Source organism: Shewanella sp. FeAMO, assembly GCF_053653955.1.
Genome location: NZ_CM132201.1, coordinates 3,091,253 through 3,108,313 on the forward strand (window position 1 = coordinate 3,091,253; position 17,061 = coordinate 3,108,313).

Below are 17,061 nucleotides of genomic sequence, written 5' to 3' on the forward strand. Positions count from 1 at the left end.
CAAGCCATTTAAAACTCGGCAGCAATTGCCGCAGCCTGGCTTTTTTGGCAGCATTGTCGCCATGCTCAGCCGGATAGCACCCAATTTGGCTCCCGGCACTCGCCAACGATTCATACGGATATCAGATGATCAGTTATCAGATTTGCCCCATAGATCCCCACGCTCACCTGTTCGAGGTCAAAATCACCATTCAGGCACCGGCTCCGAAACAGGAACTTTGGTTGCCATCCTGGATCCCGGGCAGCTACATGGTTCGCGATTTTTGTCGCAATATCATAGATCTTAAAGCCTTTGATGAGCTGGAGCGTCCGCTCAGCATTACTCAGCTTGACAAGCAGCGCTGGCTGATAGATTCCAATGCCGAATCGCTGCAACTGCGCTACTCGGTTTATGCCTGGGATATGTCGGTGCGCAGCGCCCACCTGGATCAGACCCACGGCTTTTTCAACGGCAGCAGCGTCTTTTTGGCGGTGGCCGGCAAAGAGCTTGAGCCGCTGGAGCTGGAAATTCTGCCTCCGGAGGAGGAGGCCAACTGGCAGCTGGCAACAACCCTGAGTCGAATCGAGGGTGAAGAGTGGCAGTTCGGCCGTTTCAGCGCCGCCAACTATGATGAGCTTATCGACCATCCGGTGGAGATGGGCACCTTTACCCACGGCAGCTTTGAGGCCTGTGGCGTGCGCCATGATGTGATACTGACCGGGCGTCACCGCTGCCACATGCCCAGACTGCTTGACGATCTCAAGGCTATTTGCGAGAGCCAGATCCGCCTCTTCGGTGAAGCGCCGTTTGAGCGCTATCTGTTTATGACCCAGGTATTGGGCAATGGCTTTGGAGGACTGGAACACAAAGCCTCCACCGCCCTGCACTGCTCCCGTAAGGATCTGCCGCTGAGTATGGAGATGCCGGTCAACAAGGATTACCGCACTTATCTGTCGCTCTGCAGTCACGAATACTTCCACAGCTGGAACGTCAAACGCATTAAGCCTGCCAGCTTCATGCCCTATGCGCTGGAGGCCGAGAGCTACACCCGTCAGCTGTGGGCTTATGAAGGTATCACCTCCTACTATGATGACCTGATGACACTCAGAGCCAACAGGGTTTCCAATGAGCAATATCTGGAGATGCTATCCCAGACCATGACCCGGGTGTATCGCATGCCGGGCAGGCAGTTGCAGAGCCTGACAGATTCGAGCTTCAATGCCTGGACCAAGTTCTACAAACAGGATGAAAACGCCGCCAACGCCATCGTCAGCTATTACACCAAGGGAGCTTTGTTTGCCCTGTATCTGGACTTGACTCTGAGACTGGAAACCCAGGGAAAATACACACTGGATAACCTGATGCAAAAGCTGTGGCAGGCCTTTGGCAGCCAGGGTATAGGCACTGAAGATGACTCCCATCGCCGCCTCTACGAGGAGCTGCTTGGCCGGGATGCCAGCGCAGAATTTGCCTTTCTGGATAATACCCAAGAATTGCCACTGGCGCCCCTGCTGGCGCAATTCGGAATCGAGATGCAGCTTCGCAGTGCCCAAGGCGCTCAGGATCAGGGCGGCGGGGATGTTGAGGGGCAAAAAATCGGCTTCGGAGCCCGCTACAAGGCTGAAGCCCTGGGGTTACGAATTGTGAGTGTAACCAACGGCAGCGCGGCTCACAGCGCCGGGCTCGCGGCTCAGGATCTGCTGATTGCCGCCAATGGTCTGCAGGTCGGCGCTCAATTTGAAAATGAACTGCAACAATATGAGCCCGGCGATAGTCTGGAGCTGCACTTCTTCCGCCGTGATGAACTGATGACAGGCCAACTGCCTATCAACCCGGCGGCAATAGATACTGTGTCACTCAAGCTCACCGATCCAGCCAAAGCCAAGGCCTGGCTGGGTTAACTGCCTGAGCCTTGACTCTCGGCCACATCGGCCATCAAGTGACGCTGGGCCCAGGCCATCACCTGGGCTCGGTTGCTTAAATTCAGTTTGCGAAACACCCGATAGAGATGGGTCTTGACCGTACTTTCACTGACATAGAGGGAAGTGGCAATCTGTTGATTACTGAGCCCGGCCAGTAGCGCCTGCAGCACCTCCCGCTCCCTGAAAGTCAGTACATCGCCACTGAGTTCTCCCTTGGCCAGCCGAGATTGCAACTCAAAAGGAATATCGCAACCGCCCTTCTGCACAATATCCAGGCCACGGCCCAACTGTGCCAAGGTCGCCTCGGGATAGAAAACCGCCTTGACCACAGACGGCAACAACAGGCATTCATACTCCACCCTTCTGGGATAATGCAGTAACACCACTTTGCAACCACGATTCCTGGTGGCCTGTTTAAGAATCTTATAGCCCAAGGCCGGTTCCACTGTGGCCAAATCCAGCAACAGCATGTCGACATCAGCTCCCAAGGCATCAGTGTGCCATCTATCGGGAGATAAGCAGGACAAGCGTACCAGAAACTCCTGCGGCCAACGGCTATCCATCAGCTCGGTCAACAGCGCGGATCTGGAAACCACCAGCCAGTGCATCACATTGAACATAGGCTGCCCTCAGCTAAAAAACCTAAAATTTACATTACCGCAACATGAGTATCAAAGCAGACAACTGCTTGAAATGGAAGTACAGATTCCTTACCAAAAACTCAAAATGAATAAGAGTTAACTGAACAAGCGCCGCTACAGGCGTTAACATAAAGGGGTAAAACAGATCTGGGGGATCAAACATGGAAACAAATACTGCGGGCGAAGTGCGCCTGTCTCGCTATAAGGCATGGGATCTTCCCACTCGCCTTTTTCATTGGATAAACCTGCTTTTGGTGCTGCTGCTGGTGATCATCGGCGGGGTAATGATGTTCAAATCTGACTTCGGGATCAGTGGTCTCGACGCCAAAATCGGCCTGAAGACGCTGCACGTCTGGATAGGTTATGCCTTTGCCATCAACCTGGCATTCAGATTACTGTGGGGATTATTCGGCCCGATCAAGGCCCGTCTTGGTAAACTACTCCCCAAAAAAGGGGAATTGGCAGGCTATCGTGCAACACTCAAGAAAGGCGAAAACCCACAATATCTCGGCCATAATCCGGCGGGCAAACTGGCGGTCATCGCCTTATTGGGTTTGCTGACGCTGATCATGGTGACAGGTTTGGTGCGAGCCGGTACTGACATCTTCTATCCACCGCTGGGCGGCATGGTTCAGGAATATATCGCCGCCGATGGTGTTGAGCCTGCCAGCCTCAAACCCTATGATGACACAGGCGTTAATCCAGACAAGGCTGCAGCGATTAAGGGCGCCAAGGGCTTGGCAGGGAAAGTACATGTCTACAGCGTATATCTGTTGCTTCTCTTGGTATTGCTGCACGTAGCCGCGGTGATCCACGCCGAGCGTAAGCGTCAGCCCGGTATTATTTCTGCTATGTTTTCCGGCAATAAATATCTGCCAACAACGCCGGTGGATAAAGACTGACTGAGATATTGGCTCACCACACAGAGCCAGAGATAGGCACCAGCCAGAAACAATAACGCCGGCATCAAGCCGGCGTTGTCATTCGTGCGATATGCGCTTCTTACTTCAGTACGCTATCTGAAGTACGGCCATCATCGTGGCAGCTATCGCAGGTAGGCTTTTGACCTACGTTCATGTCGTGGGGAGCATGGCAATCAGCACACATCAAGGCACCATCGTGTGGCTTGTGTACCGCATCCATTTCTGCCAGCGAACCGTGACAGCTCTGACACTGTTCAAATTCATAGGCGCCGTCAGCTGAAGGTGAACCATCGGCATGACAGCTTTCACAGCCACCCATATCCGCGTGGAAATCTGACAGCTTCTGATCTTCTGCAAAAGCAGACGGTGACATGGCCAGTGCGGCCAAACCGGCACCGAACAACACACTCAAGAGTTTCTTGCTCACAATAATATCCTCCGATGATGACAGTCGAGCAAAGGTTCTTATGTCAGGTATGACCTTTGTCTCACTATCAGTAAATAGCACGACTTGGATTAACTTAGCCAAGCTTTTGCCAATTGGCAAACTAATTCTGAGTCGCCGCCACTTTAACAACTTGCGCAAAAGCAAAATGTGCGCTGAATCATGTAACCATCGGTTAATTACGGAATTTTACATTTAATTTACACATAAGCATCTGTATCAATAAGCGTTTCAACAGCATAAAAAAAGGAGGCCAACCGGCCTCCTTAAGAGAAAGTATTGCTAAATTATCCGCGGTTTCTCAGCGCTTCGATACGCTTTTCAAGCGGTGGGTGACTCATAAAGAGTTCGGTCATTGAGCGCTTGCCATTGATACCGAAGGCCGACATATTGGCCGGCATGGCACCGGTTTCCGGCCCGGTGCGCAGACGTTCAAGCGCCGCAATCATCTTGTTCTTGCCGGCAAGGCGAGCGGCACCTTCATCGGCGCGGAACTCACGGATGCGGGAGAAGTAAGCCACCACCATGGACGCCAGAATACCAAACAGCATATCCAGCACAAATACCACAGCCATATAAGCTATGGTGCCCAGGCCTTCACCCTCTTCATCGTTGCTGGCAACAAAGTTGTTGATGATACCGGCAACCACACGGGCAGCAAAGATAACAAAGGTGTTCACCACGCCCTGGATCAGGGTCAGAGTCACCATGTCACCGTTGGCCACATGGCTGACTTCGTGCGCCAGTACGGCTTCCACTTCATCGGCACTCATGCCGTAAAGCAGACCTGTACTCACTGCCACCAGAGAATTGTTTTTGCTTGGGCCTGTAGCAAAGGCGTTCAGTTCAGGCGATTGGTAGATGGCCACTTCCGGCATCTTGATCCCGGCCTGCTGTGCCTGACGGGCTACGGTCTCGAGCAACCAACGCTCTGTGTTATCTCGGGGCTGAGTGATCACCTCACAGCCCATAGTCTTCTTGGCCATCCACTTGGAAATCGCCAAGCTGATAAAGGCGCCACCAAAACCGAAGATCGCCGCAAACACCAGCAAGCCACCCATGGTTTGAGTATTGACACCCAAAATAGACATGACGATCGATGCCACCAACAGGATGGCAAGGTTAGTCAAAATCAATAGAAATACACGCTTCATATCAGCTCCTGTAAGGTACCCTTGTACCGGAATTGCGTCATTGCAGACATAATATGTCCACTTGGCGGGAATTCAAGTGGGAAAAGGTAAATTATTGTTTAGCTTTCCCGCCCAAACGCCCCGGTTACGCAGAGGAAGCAGTCTAGGCAGGCTTGATTAAATCAAACTTAATCAATTGCCCGAGTGCAGCTTTTTAAGGCGACCAAAAACACCGGCGGCGATTGTTGAGTGTAAAGGCTTTTTGTTACCATCAAGCAACGCAAATCAATCTGAAGGACAGCGACGATTATGACGATAAATACCCTGCTGCTCAGCAGCTCCCGCGCTGGCGACACCCCTTACCTGGAACATGCCCTGCCCTATATTGAGCCTATGACAGAAAAGGCCCGCAAGTGGATATTTATCCCTTATGCCGGTGTCAGCATGAGCTATGACAACTATCTGGAAGCCGTGGTTAATGGCCTGGCACCATTGAGGCTGGATATCTCCTCTATCCATCAACATGGCGATCCCAAGCAGGCTATTCGCGATGCTGACGGCATTCTGGTTGGTGGTGGCAATACCTTCCACCTGTTGCATGAGTTGTACCGCTACGATCTGCTGCATCTGATCAAAGAGGAAGTCGCCGCCGGCAAACCCTATATCGGCTGGAGTGCAGGTTCAAATATTGCCGGTCTCAGCATACGTACCACCAATGATATGCCTATTATAGAGCCGCCATCATTCAGTGCCCTTGGCCTGCTGCCACTGCAAATCAATCCGCATTACAGCAACTACAAGGCGCCGGGTCACAATGGTGAAACCCGGGCCCAGCGCTTGCTTGAGTTTACCTGTATCGATCCCAAGACGCCGGTACTGGCCATCCAAGAAGGCAGCGCCCTGTTGCTGCAGGACAATAAACTGAGTCTTTTAGGAGATAAGGAAGCTTATCTGTTCAGCGGTGTAGAGCAGGAGATCCCCGTGCCTGTAGGCAGTGATCTTTCCAATCTATTGAGCTAAAAAACCTCGGCCCTACGTGGCCTTGCTTCTTTTTAACTCCAGGGCTCAACCGGGCACTTTGGCCAGCAAAGGGCTCAAATCCAGGTGCTGAGACATGGCCTCGGCACTGGGATGAGCCAGATGCGGCACCACTCCCAACAGCGGCGCCTGCATCAAGTCTTTAAGGCTGGCCAGGTTTTCATCGAAGCGACTCATATCGGCTTCGGCGCGATTGGCCACCCAACCGGCGATTTCAAGCCCATCGGCGCGGATCACTTCCTGGGTCAACACGGCATGATTAAGGCAGCCAAGCTTCATTCCCACCACCAGAATCACGGGCAGAGCCAGTCCCTGCACCGCTTCCGATAAGAAACGCCCCTCCCCCAAAGGCAAACGCCAACCACCGGCCCCTTCTATCAGGCAGAAATCGGCCATGGCATATTGGGTAAAATCCAGCGCTGCCAGTACCGCCTCGGGGCTGATATCCAAGCCGAGATCGGCGGCAGCAACATGAGGGGCAATCGCCGGCTCAAAACTGAAAGGATTCACCTTGTCGTACTGCAGTTTCAGAGTGGATTCATCAATCAGGGCCAGGGCGTCCGGGTTTCTCAGCCCGTAAGGGGTGTTGTGGCAACCCGAGGCCAGGGGTTTTACCCCCAAGGTTTTCAAGCCATGCTCGACTCGTGCCTTATGCAGCAGCGCGGCCCCGACCTGAGTCTTGCCACTGTCGGTATCTGTACCTGTTACAAAAAAAATCATCGCTGAACTACCCCTACAGCCAAAACATCAATGGTTATTTTCGGGCCTGAACCATTACTATCCTGTATGTCAGCGGCATTCCCTTGTCCGTTCTAAGGACTTCGGCCTGCCCGTTAAGTGTATGCCAAAAACCCTTTCCCTTGAGCCCGGCACCTGAGTTTTTGTCGGCGCCGACTGAAGCGCCGACCCCCTTGATGGAGTAAAGCAATTCCCTGAGATTGGCAAAATGGCACTGAAAGGTGCGGCTTTGCGTGTGCAAGCTCTGCCAGGGATGCTGCGCCAGCGCTTGCTCCAACTTATGTTCGGCTGCAAACGCCTTGACTCGCAGCCCCAGCGTCTGTAATTCGGGCAAACTGCCCCGGGCCACTATGGCTAGGCGCGCCGAACCGCCCGGGCGCATGACCCGAAAAATCTCTGCCAAGGCGGCCGGAATATCGCCGCACCACTGCAGCGCCAGATTGGAATAAACCGCATCAAAACTGTCGTCGCCAAAGGGAAGCTGCTCGGCATTGCCACAAACAACCTGATAATCGGGGAAATTTCCCTTCAGCTGCTTGAGCATTCCGCTGGCGATATCCAGGGCAGTCACGCTTTGGGGCCAGAGCGTGGCAAAAGCCGTGCCCGGACCTGCACCTATATCCAGCAGTTTTCCTGAGTGTGGGCAATCGTCCCAGTCAAGCAAGGCTTCGGCCGTCAGACGCTGCACCCTATTGTGGCGCTCATAAGCGGTTGCCGCCTTGGAAAAGCGCCCGGCAACATCCCCGAGCGGCACGGATTGCACCAGGCCTGAGTGACTGGCCAGAGGCTCATGACTCATGTTGCTCATGCCATCAGCTCCGCCAATGCCGAGGCCAAGGCCAGTATATCCTGCTCCCTGTGCTCGGCGCTCAGGGTAATACGCAATCTGGCACTGCCTTTGGGGACTGTGGGGGGCCGAATCGCCCCCACCAGGAAGCCGCGTTCCAGAAGCCTTGCTGCCAGCGCCATACATCTGTCACTCTCACCCACCAACAGAGGTTGAATTGGCGACTCAGATGGCATCAAGGAGATCCCCGCCACTTGGCAGCTGCGGCGAAACAAAGCGATATTGGCGTTGAGGCGCTCGAGCAAGGGCTCTTGCTGGATCAGCTCCAGAGCCTCGAGCACGCCCATACAGCAGGCGGGTGACAGCGCGGTGGAATAGATGTATTCACGGGCATTGGCCACCAGATAGTCTATCAATTCCTGCGAGCCCACAATCGCCGCGCCCTGACCTCCGAGCGCCTTGCCAAAGGTCACCAAACGGGCAAATACAGGCAGGGATGATGACTCAAATAGGCCAAAGCCGTGGGCATCATCGAGAATAAGCGGGCTGCCGTGCTCTTGGCACAAGTGGCTCAATTTACCGAGCGGCGCCCTGTCGCCATCCATGCTGAACACGGTTTCGGTGAGCACAGCGCTGCCGGGATGCCGGGCCAAAAGCGTTGTAGCTGCCGCCATATCGTTATGGGCAAAACGCCGTATTTTGGCCTTTGAGTCGCGCAGGCCATCTATCATGGAGGCATGCACCAATTTGTCGGCAATCACTGTATCTTCAGCGCTAAACAGGGTTTTCATCAGCGCAGTGTTGGCGGCAAAACCACAGCTGAACAATAACGCCGCTTCTGCGCCGAGTGCCCGGCACAGACCTTGTTCCAGCTTGAGATGCGCCTCGCTGTAACCCGAAACCAGAGGTGAAGCGCCGCTGCCGCAGCCATAGATCTCTGCCCCCTTGGCAAGCGCAGAGATGACCTTGGGATGACGGGCCAGGCCCAGATAATCATTGGCGGCAAAATCCAACAATGGTTTGCCTGTGGCTTGGGCTTGGGCAACAGGATGCAATAGTCGCTCACGGCCAGGCGCTGCTGCAAAGCAGCGTCTTTGCCTGAGCAAGCCGCCGCGCGCAAGCTCTTCACGGCGGCGGGCCATTTTGTCCAGCAATGAGGTCAAGTTACAGGGCTCCGGCGTCGTAAAACTGTCCCTGAGCCTTGTTATTGATAGCCTCTGCCTTGGCCACGGCGCGGGCTATTTCGGCGCCCTCTTCCTCGACCGTGGCAGCCTTACCCTGCTCCGGGGTCAATCCCAGACGGCGGAACAGGCTCATATCGTCATTTTCTTCCGGGTTGGCGGTGGTCAACAGCTTGCACCCATAGAAAATCGAGTTAGCCCCGGCAAAGAAACACATGGCCTGCAGCTCATCTGTCATATTTTCACGCCCGGCCGACAAGCGTACCCGTGACAAAGGCATCATGATTCTGGCCACGGCTATGGTGCGTACAAACTCCAGCGGATCCAGGTCGTCCAGGCTGTCCAGCGGCGTACCGGCCACCTTGACCAACATATTGATAGGTACAGAGTCGGGATGTTGCTCCAGATTGGCCAACTGCTGCAGCAGCCCCGCCCTGTCGGTGGCCTGCTCGCCCATGCCGACAATCCCGCCGGAGCACACCTTCATGCCGGCGGCGCGCACATTGGCCAGGGTGTCCAACCGCTGCTGATAGGTGCGGGTGGTGATGATGTCACCATAGTATTCCGGCGAGGTATCCAGGTTATGGTTGTAGTAATCCAGCCCGGCTTCGGCCAGCTCGTTGGCCTGGTTTTCGCTGAGCATACCCAAGGTCATACAGGTTTCCATCCCCAGGGATTTAACCTCCTGCACCATCTGCTTGAGATAAGGCATATCGCGCTCATGCGGGTTACGCCAGGCGGCTCCCATGCAGAAGCGGGTCGCCCCGGCGGCCTTGGCACTTCTGGCCTCTGTCAGTACCTTTTCCATCTCCAGCAGACGCTCTTTTTCCAATCCTGTGTCGTAGCGGGCGCTCTGGGGGCAGTATTTGCAGTCTTCCGGACAGGCACCCGTCTTGATTGACAACAGACGGCTGACCTGAACTTCATTGGGATTGAAATGGGTTCTGTGCACGCTGTGGGCACGAAACAACAAATCATTCATCGGCAGGGCAAAGAGGGCTTCAACCTCTTCACGGCGCCAGTCATGGCGCAGCTCTGTATTGGACATATTCTGTGTTACCTGAGTCTGATCTATTTGTTGCTGAAGCCGATTTTACCGATTAATCCATCGGGATCCGGGTTCAGTTGGCTGCTTGAAGGCCTGAATTATTTTCGTTAGCATACCCGCGACGCCCTCACTGTCAACGCCAACCAGTTGCACAGGTTTACCTTTGGTTAATATATGAGCATAGATTATTGTTTTGACCGTCAGCATATCTGGCATCCCTACACTTCCATGAGCCACACCCTACCCGTTTATGGGGTTAAAGCCGCCGAGGGCGTACGCCTGACACTGGAGGATGGTCGCGAGCTTATCGACGGCACCAGCTCCTGGTGGGCCTGCGTCCATGGTTACAGCCACCCGGCAATTCTCAGCGCCATGGAAGAGCAACTCAAACACCTGAGCCATGTGATGTTCGGAGGGATCACCCATGAGAGCGCCATAGAACTGTGTCGCCAACTCATCACTATCACCCCGGAGCCACTGACCAAGGTGTTTCTGGCTGACTCAGGCTCCATTTCGGTGGAGGTGGCGCTGAAAATGGCGCTGCAGTACTGGCAAGGACAAAACAAGACTGAGAAAAACCGCATCATGACGGTCAAGCAGGGCTACCATGGCGACACGTTCGCCGCCATGAGCGTCTGCGACCCGGAGGGCGGCATGCACACCATGTTTGGTGACAATGTGGCCCGGCAACTGTTTGCCCCGGCGCCGAGCACACCCTTTGGTGAAACCGCTAAAGCAGATGACATCGCCGGACTCGAAGCCATGCTGGCCGAGCACGGCAAGCAAACCGCCGCGCTGATCCTCGAGCCCATAATGCAAGGTGCCGGTGGCATGTGGTTTTACAGCGCCGACTATCTCAAGGCGGCTAGAGCCCTGTGCGACAAGTACGATGTGCTGCTGATCCTGGATGAAATCGCCACAGGTTTTGGCCGTACCGGTAAGCTGTTTGCCTGCGAACACGCAGACATAGCGCCGGACATCATGTGTGTCGGCAAGGCGCTCACCGGCGGCTATATCAGTCTGGCGGCGACGCTGTGCAGCGATAAAGTGGCGGCGGGTATAGACAGCTCCCCTGCCGGCGTATTTATGCATGGGCCTACCTTTATGGCCAATCCTCTGGCCTGTAGCGCCGCCCGCGCCAGCCTGGCACTGCTGGCAAGCGGTGAGTGGCAAGCTCAGGTCAAGGCCATTGAAACTCAGCTTAAACAGGAACTGGCACCGGCAGCGGTACTGCCGGGAGTCAAAGCGGTACGGGTACTTGGCGCCGTTGGGGTACTGGAGATGCACAAACAGGTCAATACCGCGGCGCTGCAGGCCGAATTTGTTGCCCGCGGCGTGTGGATCCGTCCCTTTGGCAAACTCATCTATATCATGCCGCCCTATGGAATCAGCGCAGAAGAGCTGAGCAGCCTGAGCCGGGCCATGCTGGAAGTAGCAGCACTGACGAGCGAGCAAAATCAAGATGACAGCGCCTTCGTCAGTCACGGCTGAGCCCGCTACACCTCAACTGTACTAAAAAAAGCGGCTCAAACGAGCCGCTTTGTCTTGAGGTAAACCAAGCCTTGCAGGGAATGTTTACTCAATAAAACCCTTTTAGAACTTATGGTACTTATCGATACCAAAGGTTCTGCCGGTGTCATGGCAAGTCGCACAGGATTCGGCACTTGGCTGCTTGAACCACTCAACAGCCGGGATATCCACGCTGATATCACCGCCATTTTGGCTCATATGCGCCTTGGCCGAATCACTGGTGTGGCAGGCATAACAGTTTGCGGTGACCGGGCTGGTCATCTTGCTGCCGGGCTCCAGAATATACTGGTTGGGCACAGCGGCCAGCGACAGGCCATCCTGGTGACAGGCCACACAACTGCTGGCCGGTGCAATCGCTGCGGCGCCGTTGGCTTTTCCTGTCTGACTCCAGTTACCATCGGCATCCTGAGCCACTTCTCCGACAGTTGCCCCCTTACCCCAGTGCCAGCTGTGGATCATGGGACCGAAGCCGGCACCATAATCGGCGCTGGTGCGTGCCATTCCGTTGCCGTGACAAGCGATACAACCCTTACCACCGTTATCGAACTCACCGTTCTTGTGGAAGGCAGTCACATCGTTATGGCAGGTGATACAGCTGCTGTCAGCCACCACCTGACGCCGATCAAAGCCGGAAATCTTGCTGCCATCGGCCGGACTGATCACATCTGAGTAAGCTGTGAAGGAGACCCCCATGGAGCCGTCATAACCATTGGCACGAATGCGATCACCTGTCTGACCACGTACCTTGCCATCATAGTACTGCCAACCTTCGCTGGAGAAAGTCACCCGCGCCGAGAACATATAACCGGCATTCTCATAACCTGCGGCTATGTTGGCCGCCGCATAACACACAGTGCGGGTACCATCGGCATTGTCCGTCTTGGTTTCTGAGTTACGGGCGCCCGGGCGGCCCACCAAGCCATGGTTGTCATAGGCATGCAGGTATGCGCCCGCATAGACTATCGGCTTGGCGGCAACATAACCTGCGGTGGCATAATCGGCATTATAGTTGTTGCCGATATTGACCAGATTGCCCTCTTTATCCTTGACACTGATGGTCGAACACCAACCACCGGCACCATCGGATTCAGGGGTAGAAAGCGCAACTGTGTAACCAAGGCGCAACGCTTGCAACTTGGTGATCCCGGCTTTCTGTTCATGCAGTTCACGGAAGTCCAGACCATTTGAAGGCACTATGTCTCCGGCCGGTGTCCCTTCTTTACCATGACAATCGATACAACCAGGGCCGGTAAAGTTACTGTTGATCGGCGCATCAGTATGGCAACTGCTGCAGTTGAGCACGCTGAAGTCCTTGCTGAACTCCCTATGATTGATGTGACCTATCTTGGACAAGGTATTGGTGGCATAGCCACCGATGGAGAATCCTTCATCATTGGTCGCTGCGCGACTGACTGAGCCGTGACAGACCAAGCAACCTGCCACAAAATCCACTTCACCGTCCATGCCTTCAGCCACGTAGCTGGCGTGACGACGAGGACTGAGTGAATAATCCACGTGACAGGCATAACAGGCTTCTGTTGTGGTACTGAATTGACCTTCCGGCTTATTGACGACCAACGCCTTTGAACGGGCAATGGCATCATTACCGCCGACACGCAGCCAAACAATGCCTTCAGTGGCGGCATTAACACCTGCCATTGGGGCTTCAAAAATATAATGACCATCATCTACTTGAGTCAGCGTTGCACCTTCTGTTGCCTGAGTTACTGCACCGCCGATATGAACATTGTCCTCAACCCCATTAATAGGATTTTCATCCCGGTTAAGAATAAAACCTTTAGCAGTCAAAGCAGCCACTTTTGCCTGAACATCTGTCAGTTCATTAATTAAGTCGCCATTTTCATCTGTTACTTCAAATTCGTAGCTAACCTTACCCTCGCCCAATGTGTAATTAATCACTTTAACTTGGGTTTCGACCGATTGGGTCACTGGGGGATTCGTCCCCGGCTTCCCAGGTTCTCCGGGGGTTCCCGGTTCACCTGGCGCTCCATCACGGCCATCTTCACCATCACTGCAACCGGCCAACAGTATCGCCATCACCATCAGCGCAACTCTTTTCTTTTTAAGTATGGTCATCTTTCTCTCCTGTTTGAGCAAAGGAATACCGCTTGCTCACTCTTTATTTTTAAGAGGAACAATCCGACTCCCGAAACTCAAACGAAAGTTATAATAATGATTAACGGGTCTATTCTGACCCGAGCAGATAATATGACTAAAAATAAAACAAAAGAGTGAGCAAAGACACAAGATGTGACTATGAAACATTTTAATACGATTGCAATTATTAAAATAAACTTAAAAATATTAATAGGTGAATTACTGACTTTATTAAAGAAATATATCAACTCGGAATTTCTTTAATCATACTCATCTTATACCGATATATTGCAATTTATGAAATCAGATATTTTAATTTACTTGCAAAAGTTATTTTTAATTTCTTTGAAATTGACTGGCCATTCGTTGAATGGAGTTAAGACTTACGCCATGTTTGTTTCGCTTGGCACATTCACGCTGGTGAATTTTGCTGCGCACATCACCAATCTGTTGAATATGCACCCGGTAATTCAAGGCCTTTGCTGCTGCCTGATAGGCCGCGAACTCCCACAGTGCCATATTGGTATTGTCGCAGATAACCACAGGCATACCAGATGCCAACGCCTCGATGAAGCGGCTCAGATTGAGCTGATGAAATTCCGGCAAACGGGCAATGTCGAAGCAGTAGCGGTTATTTTGGTAAAAGAAACTGTCGGTTGAGCACAGGCCTCTCTCAGTGACATTCTGGGCAATCCTCGCTGGTAGTTCCTGGATAAACTGCCGAACCCAGTATGATTTACCGCTGCCCGGCAGGCCGCGCATGATGATCGCCAAGCGGCTGTTGCCATCAATAGCCCCGGGGTCAATAACCCCCTTGATCTCTTGGATATTACGCGCGCTTGAAATACCGACAGGCGGCTCAAGCAGGCTGGCACCTGTTTTGGGCTCAGGCATCAGTTCTGGCCGGTTTGATTGCAGATAGACTGACCGGCAAGGATCCGCTCCACCAGTGCCGGTACCATCTCACTGGCCTTGCCTTGCAGGTGAATTTGAAACTGGCTGTGTCTGTCTGCCGGCATCAGATTGACCTCGACGGTAAGCGCACCATGATGATTGGCGCTGTCGACAAAACCGGCAGCGGGATAGACAGTGCCTGAAGTGCCAATGGCAATAAAGAGATCGCAGTGATCCAAAGCATCGTGAATTCTATCCATTCCCAGGGGCATTTCACCGAACCAAACCACATGAGGCCGCAAACGCTGCGCCGGAATACAACAGGTGCAGGTATTCTCCGGCCCGAAGGGTTCGTGCAGGGTAAAGGTTTGCCGCGAGCGCGGACAACGCCCCTTGGAAAGTTCACCGTGCATATGCAGCAAGCGCCTGGAACCGGCTCTCTCGTGCAGATCGTCTATGTTTTGGGTGACAATAAGCAGTTCCCCCTCAAACTCCTGCTCAAGGCGAGAGAGCGCCGTATGGGCGGCGTTGGGTTCTATATTGCCCGCATGCAATTGCTGCCAACGGCCATTGTAGAAGCGCTCGACCAACTCAGGGTCACGCTCATAGCCTTCAGGAGTCGCCACATCTTCAATATGATGCTCTTCCCACAGGCCATCTTGATCCCTGAAGGTACGTAATCCGGACTCGGCAGAGATCCCGGCGCCGGTTAAAACCACGATTCGACGATGCATCTAGTGTCCTTTTTGTTTTTCTGTCATCCTGCCAACGATGACCAAACACTGCAATTATGCCTTGGTATAACCATACAAAAAGTATGTTTAAATTGCTTGTTTTTATTCAAATTTATGCCGATTATAGCCAAGTTACCCCACAGAAGTACCAAAAGCCGGATCAGAGGTTTAAGTTTTAGAACAGTACACATATAATGGGGTCTATTATCCACGGACGAACCTATGTGTAATACCAAGGGTTCTGCAATCAAGAGATTAGCCATGACAGATGGAAATCAAGCGCTGAAGAAAGCGGGTTTGAAAATCACCCTGCCACGAGTCAAAATCCTGGAGCTGATGCAAGAACCGGAGAACCAGCATATCAGTGCCGAAGATTTATATAAGAAATTGCTGGATATCGGCGAAGAGATAGGTCTGGCTACCGTTTATCGGGTACTGAACCAGTTTGATGATGCCGGCATTGTCAGCCGTCACCACTTCGAAAGCGGCAAAGCCGTGTTTGAACTCTCCACCCAACACCATCATGATCACCTGGTATGCCTGAGCTGTGGCAAAGTGATCGAGTTTTCCGATGATCTTATCGAGCGTCGTCAGCATGAAATCGCCATGCGTCACAATATCAAGCTCACCAATCACAGCCTCTACCTCTATGGCGTCTGCACCAACGACAAGTGCGATCACGGCCAAGAGTGATAATTAAAAAAACCAGCGCCAAGCGCTGGTTTTTTATTGCCGGTAACCTTGGAGTTACCAGTTTAAAGCCAGAGGCTCGCCCTTCTTCCTTGGGCAGGCATGGCTGAAAAGTGTTGGATCCGCATAGCAAAGAAAACGGTTATTGGCGAAAAGCCTGAACAACCAGTCCCCCTCTTCGGCAAACTGCGCCGGAGGGGTCAAATTCCCTACGAGCTTGGGCTCCAAACCGGCAAACTGCATCAGTTTGTCGGCGTCCTGTTCACTGATCAACTGTGGATCCGCCGGTAATTTACCGCTGCCGGCAGAAAAACCATTGTGGACAAAGTACTGCTTCATCTTTATCTCCATTCCCTGTCGTTGGTGCATTCTGAGTGACTTAGTTGTATATCACTCCCGTATCCGTTCAAGAGCCTTACCGGCTCCGGTGCTTAGCGGTGAAAATCACCTGAGCGCTCCGGTTGATAGATAATCTCTTCAATCCGCACTTTCACTGTGCCGCCACCCGGGCCCGGCCATTCAATTTCATCACCCTGGGCCAAGCCCAACAAGGCGCCGCCAACCGGAGCCAGAATTGAAATTTTACCGGCACTGCCATCGGCATCTTTTGGGTAAACCAGACGCAAGGTGAACTCTTCATTGGAGGAAGACATACGAAAACGAACTTCAGAGTTCATGGTCACCACATTGTCCGGCATCTCCTTGGATGGCCTGATTTCCGCTCTCTCCAGCTCAGCCTCAAGCGCTTGATGGCCAGGAAAGGCATTGGCCGGCAATGAATCCAGTAAACGCTCCAGGCGCTCCAGATCCACTTCAGAAATTACGATATTAGGTTGTGTACTCACAGCAATCCTCTACTTTTCAGAAAAGCCGCCTGAGCGGCCCCACATCGGGTCATCCCTTCCCCCATTGAGGGTTGACACCAATACCCAATCGCTGAAAATCGCCTGACAGGCGTTTCAGACTCATTCAGCTTGAATCAACTATCTCGAGGTCTTTCGCCCCCGAATTGCACTTCAGCGCCGCATCGGGCGAACCAATACGGCGCTGAAGTCTGTGTTAACACTGCATCAAACCCTCTGGGTTTATCCGGATACCCGCGTCAGTGGCTGCTCTGGCGCAACCCATTACCCGGCTCCTGATAACAACAAACCCACAACCCAGAGAAAGATGATTGATAACAATTTGAATTTTTTAATTTTTTAGCGCATTAATGCACCAAGACTCCCCGAAGGGATAGCCTAGCCCCAATCTAACCTT

Annotated in this window: 17 protein-coding genes; 5 read left to right on the plus strand and 12 right to left on the minus strand. The window is 53.2% G+C overall.

What is annotated here, in order from left to right:
- The first annotated feature begins 125 nt into the window (after positions 1–125).
- Positions 126–1,880, plus strand: coding sequence for a M61 family metallopeptidase (locus ACWAU4_RS13940; RefSeq protein WP_208124880.1), 1,755 nt, complete (start codon positions 126–128; stop codon positions 1,878–1,880).
- Here ACWAU4_RS13940 and ACWAU4_RS13945 read toward each other — a convergent pair.
- Positions 1,877–2,521, minus strand: a complete 645-nt coding sequence (locus ACWAU4_RS13945; protein ID WP_096142264.1) for a helix-turn-helix transcriptional regulator — start codon at positions 2,519–2,521, stop codon at positions 1,877–1,879. The genes ACWAU4_RS13940 and ACWAU4_RS13945 overlap by 4 nt on opposite strands.
- Before the next feature lie 182 nt (positions 2,522–2,703).
- Between ACWAU4_RS13945 and ACWAU4_RS13950 the strand changes: the two genes are divergently transcribed.
- Entirely contained in the window at positions 2,704–3,444 is a 741-nt protein-coding gene (locus tag ACWAU4_RS13950; RefSeq protein WP_208124881.1) for a cytochrome b/b6 domain-containing protein, read from the plus strand.
- A gap of 100 nt (positions 3,445–3,544) precedes the next feature.
- On the opposite strand, the gene cctA is transcribed toward ACWAU4_RS13950, so the two are convergent.
- Both cctA and htpX read right to left on the minus strand, forming a co-directional pair.
- Positions 3,545–3,892 carry a tetraheme c-type cytochrome CctA gene (gene cctA, locus ACWAU4_RS13955; RefSeq protein WP_025011002.1) on the minus strand — a complete coding sequence of 116 codons (348 nt, stop codon included), beginning with the start codon at positions 3,890–3,892 and terminating at the stop codon, positions 3,545–3,547.
- Between the two features lie 305 nt (positions 3,893–4,197).
- On the minus strand, positions 4,198–5,064 hold the full coding sequence (htpX, locus tag ACWAU4_RS13960) for a protease HtpX (protein ID WP_025011003.1): 867 nt from the start codon (positions 5,062–5,064) through the stop codon (positions 4,198–4,200).
- A 288-nt stretch (positions 5,065–5,352) separates the two neighbouring features.
- Between htpX and pepE the strand changes: the two genes are divergently transcribed.
- On the plus strand, positions 5,353–6,063 hold the full coding sequence (gene pepE, locus ACWAU4_RS13965) for a dipeptidase PepE (RefSeq protein WP_208124882.1): 711 nt from the start codon (positions 5,353–5,355) through the stop codon (positions 6,061–6,063).
- Positions 6,064–6,108: 45 nt separating this feature from the next.
- Here pepE and bioD read toward each other — a convergent pair whose 3' ends face one another.
- The 4 genes from bioD to bioB are packed head-to-tail and all read right to left on the minus strand — an operon-like array spanning position 6,109 to position 9,835.
- Positions 6,109–6,798, minus strand: a complete 690-nt coding sequence (gene bioD, locus ACWAU4_RS13970) for a dethiobiotin synthase (protein WP_028780466.1) — start codon at positions 6,796–6,798, stop codon at positions 6,109–6,111.
- Positions 6,799–6,835: 37 nt separating this feature from the next.
- On the minus strand, positions 6,836–7,627 hold the full coding sequence (locus tag ACWAU4_RS13975) for a methyltransferase domain-containing protein (protein WP_144165796.1): 792 nt from the start codon (positions 7,625–7,627) through the stop codon (positions 6,836–6,838).
- The gene (locus ACWAU4_RS13980; protein WP_208124883.1) at positions 7,624–8,769 is read right to left on the minus strand and encodes an aminotransferase class I/II-fold pyridoxal phosphate-dependent enzyme; all 1,146 of its coding nucleotides are present in this window, start codon (positions 8,767–8,769) and stop codon (positions 7,624–7,626) included. Before ACWAU4_RS13980 ends, ACWAU4_RS13975 begins: the two co-directional genes overlap by 4 nt.
- Position 8,770: 1 nt before the next feature.
- Positions 8,771–9,835: a biotin synthase BioB gene (gene bioB, locus ACWAU4_RS13985; protein WP_208124884.1), complete on the minus strand. Its 1,065-nt coding sequence runs from the start codon at positions 9,833–9,835 to the stop codon at positions 8,771–8,773.
- Positions 9,836–10,009: 174 nt separating this feature from the next.
- On the opposite strand from bioB, the gene bioA reads away from it, so the two are divergent.
- The gene (gene bioA / locus ACWAU4_RS13990; protein ID WP_107005368.1) at positions 10,010–11,326 is read left to right on the plus strand and encodes an adenosylmethionine--8-amino-7-oxononanoate transaminase; all 1,317 of its coding nucleotides are present in this window, start codon (positions 10,010–10,012) and stop codon (positions 11,324–11,326) included.
- Between the two features lie 102 nt (positions 11,327–11,428).
- Here bioA and ACWAU4_RS13995 read toward each other — a convergent pair whose 3' ends face one another.
- The 3 genes from ACWAU4_RS13995 to cobB form a co-directional block, all read right to left on the minus strand.
- Positions 11,429–13,462, minus strand: a complete 2,034-nt coding sequence (locus tag ACWAU4_RS13995; protein ID WP_028780471.1) for a multiheme c-type cytochrome — start codon at positions 13,460–13,462, stop codon at positions 11,429–11,431.
- 357 nt (positions 13,463–13,819) lie between these two features.
- Positions 13,820–14,245 (minus strand): AAA family ATPase, encoded by a 426-nt coding sequence (locus tag ACWAU4_RS14000; protein WP_037437211.1) that lies wholly within the window; start codon positions 14,243–14,245, stop codon positions 13,820–13,822.
- Positions 14,246–14,376: 131 nt separating this feature from the next.
- Positions 14,377–15,111 (minus strand): Sir2 family NAD+-dependent deacetylase, encoded by a 735-nt coding sequence (gene cobB / locus ACWAU4_RS14005; protein WP_025890087.1) that lies wholly within the window; start codon positions 15,109–15,111, stop codon positions 14,377–14,379.
- A gap of 261 nt (positions 15,112–15,372) precedes the next feature.
- On the opposite strand from cobB, the gene fur reads away from it, so the two are divergent.
- Positions 15,373–15,804, plus strand: coding sequence for a ferric iron uptake transcriptional regulator (fur, locus tag ACWAU4_RS14010; RefSeq protein ID WP_025011008.1), 432 nt, complete (start codon positions 15,373–15,375; stop codon positions 15,802–15,804).
- A gap of 54 nt (positions 15,805–15,858) precedes the next feature.
- Here the strand turns inward: fur and ACWAU4_RS14015 are convergent, their stop codons facing one another.
- Both ACWAU4_RS14015 and rnk read right to left on the minus strand, forming a co-directional pair.
- Positions 15,859–16,140 carry a hypothetical protein gene (locus ACWAU4_RS14015; protein WP_025011009.1) on the minus strand — a complete coding sequence of 94 codons (282 nt, stop codon included), beginning with the start codon at positions 16,138–16,140 and terminating at the stop codon, positions 15,859–15,861.
- A 92-nt stretch (positions 16,141–16,232) separates the two neighbouring features.
- Positions 16,233–16,646, minus strand: coding sequence for a nucleoside diphosphate kinase regulator (rnk, locus tag ACWAU4_RS14020; RefSeq protein ID WP_025011010.1), 414 nt, complete (start codon positions 16,644–16,646; stop codon positions 16,233–16,235).
- Positions 16,647–17,061 lie beyond the last annotated feature (415 nt).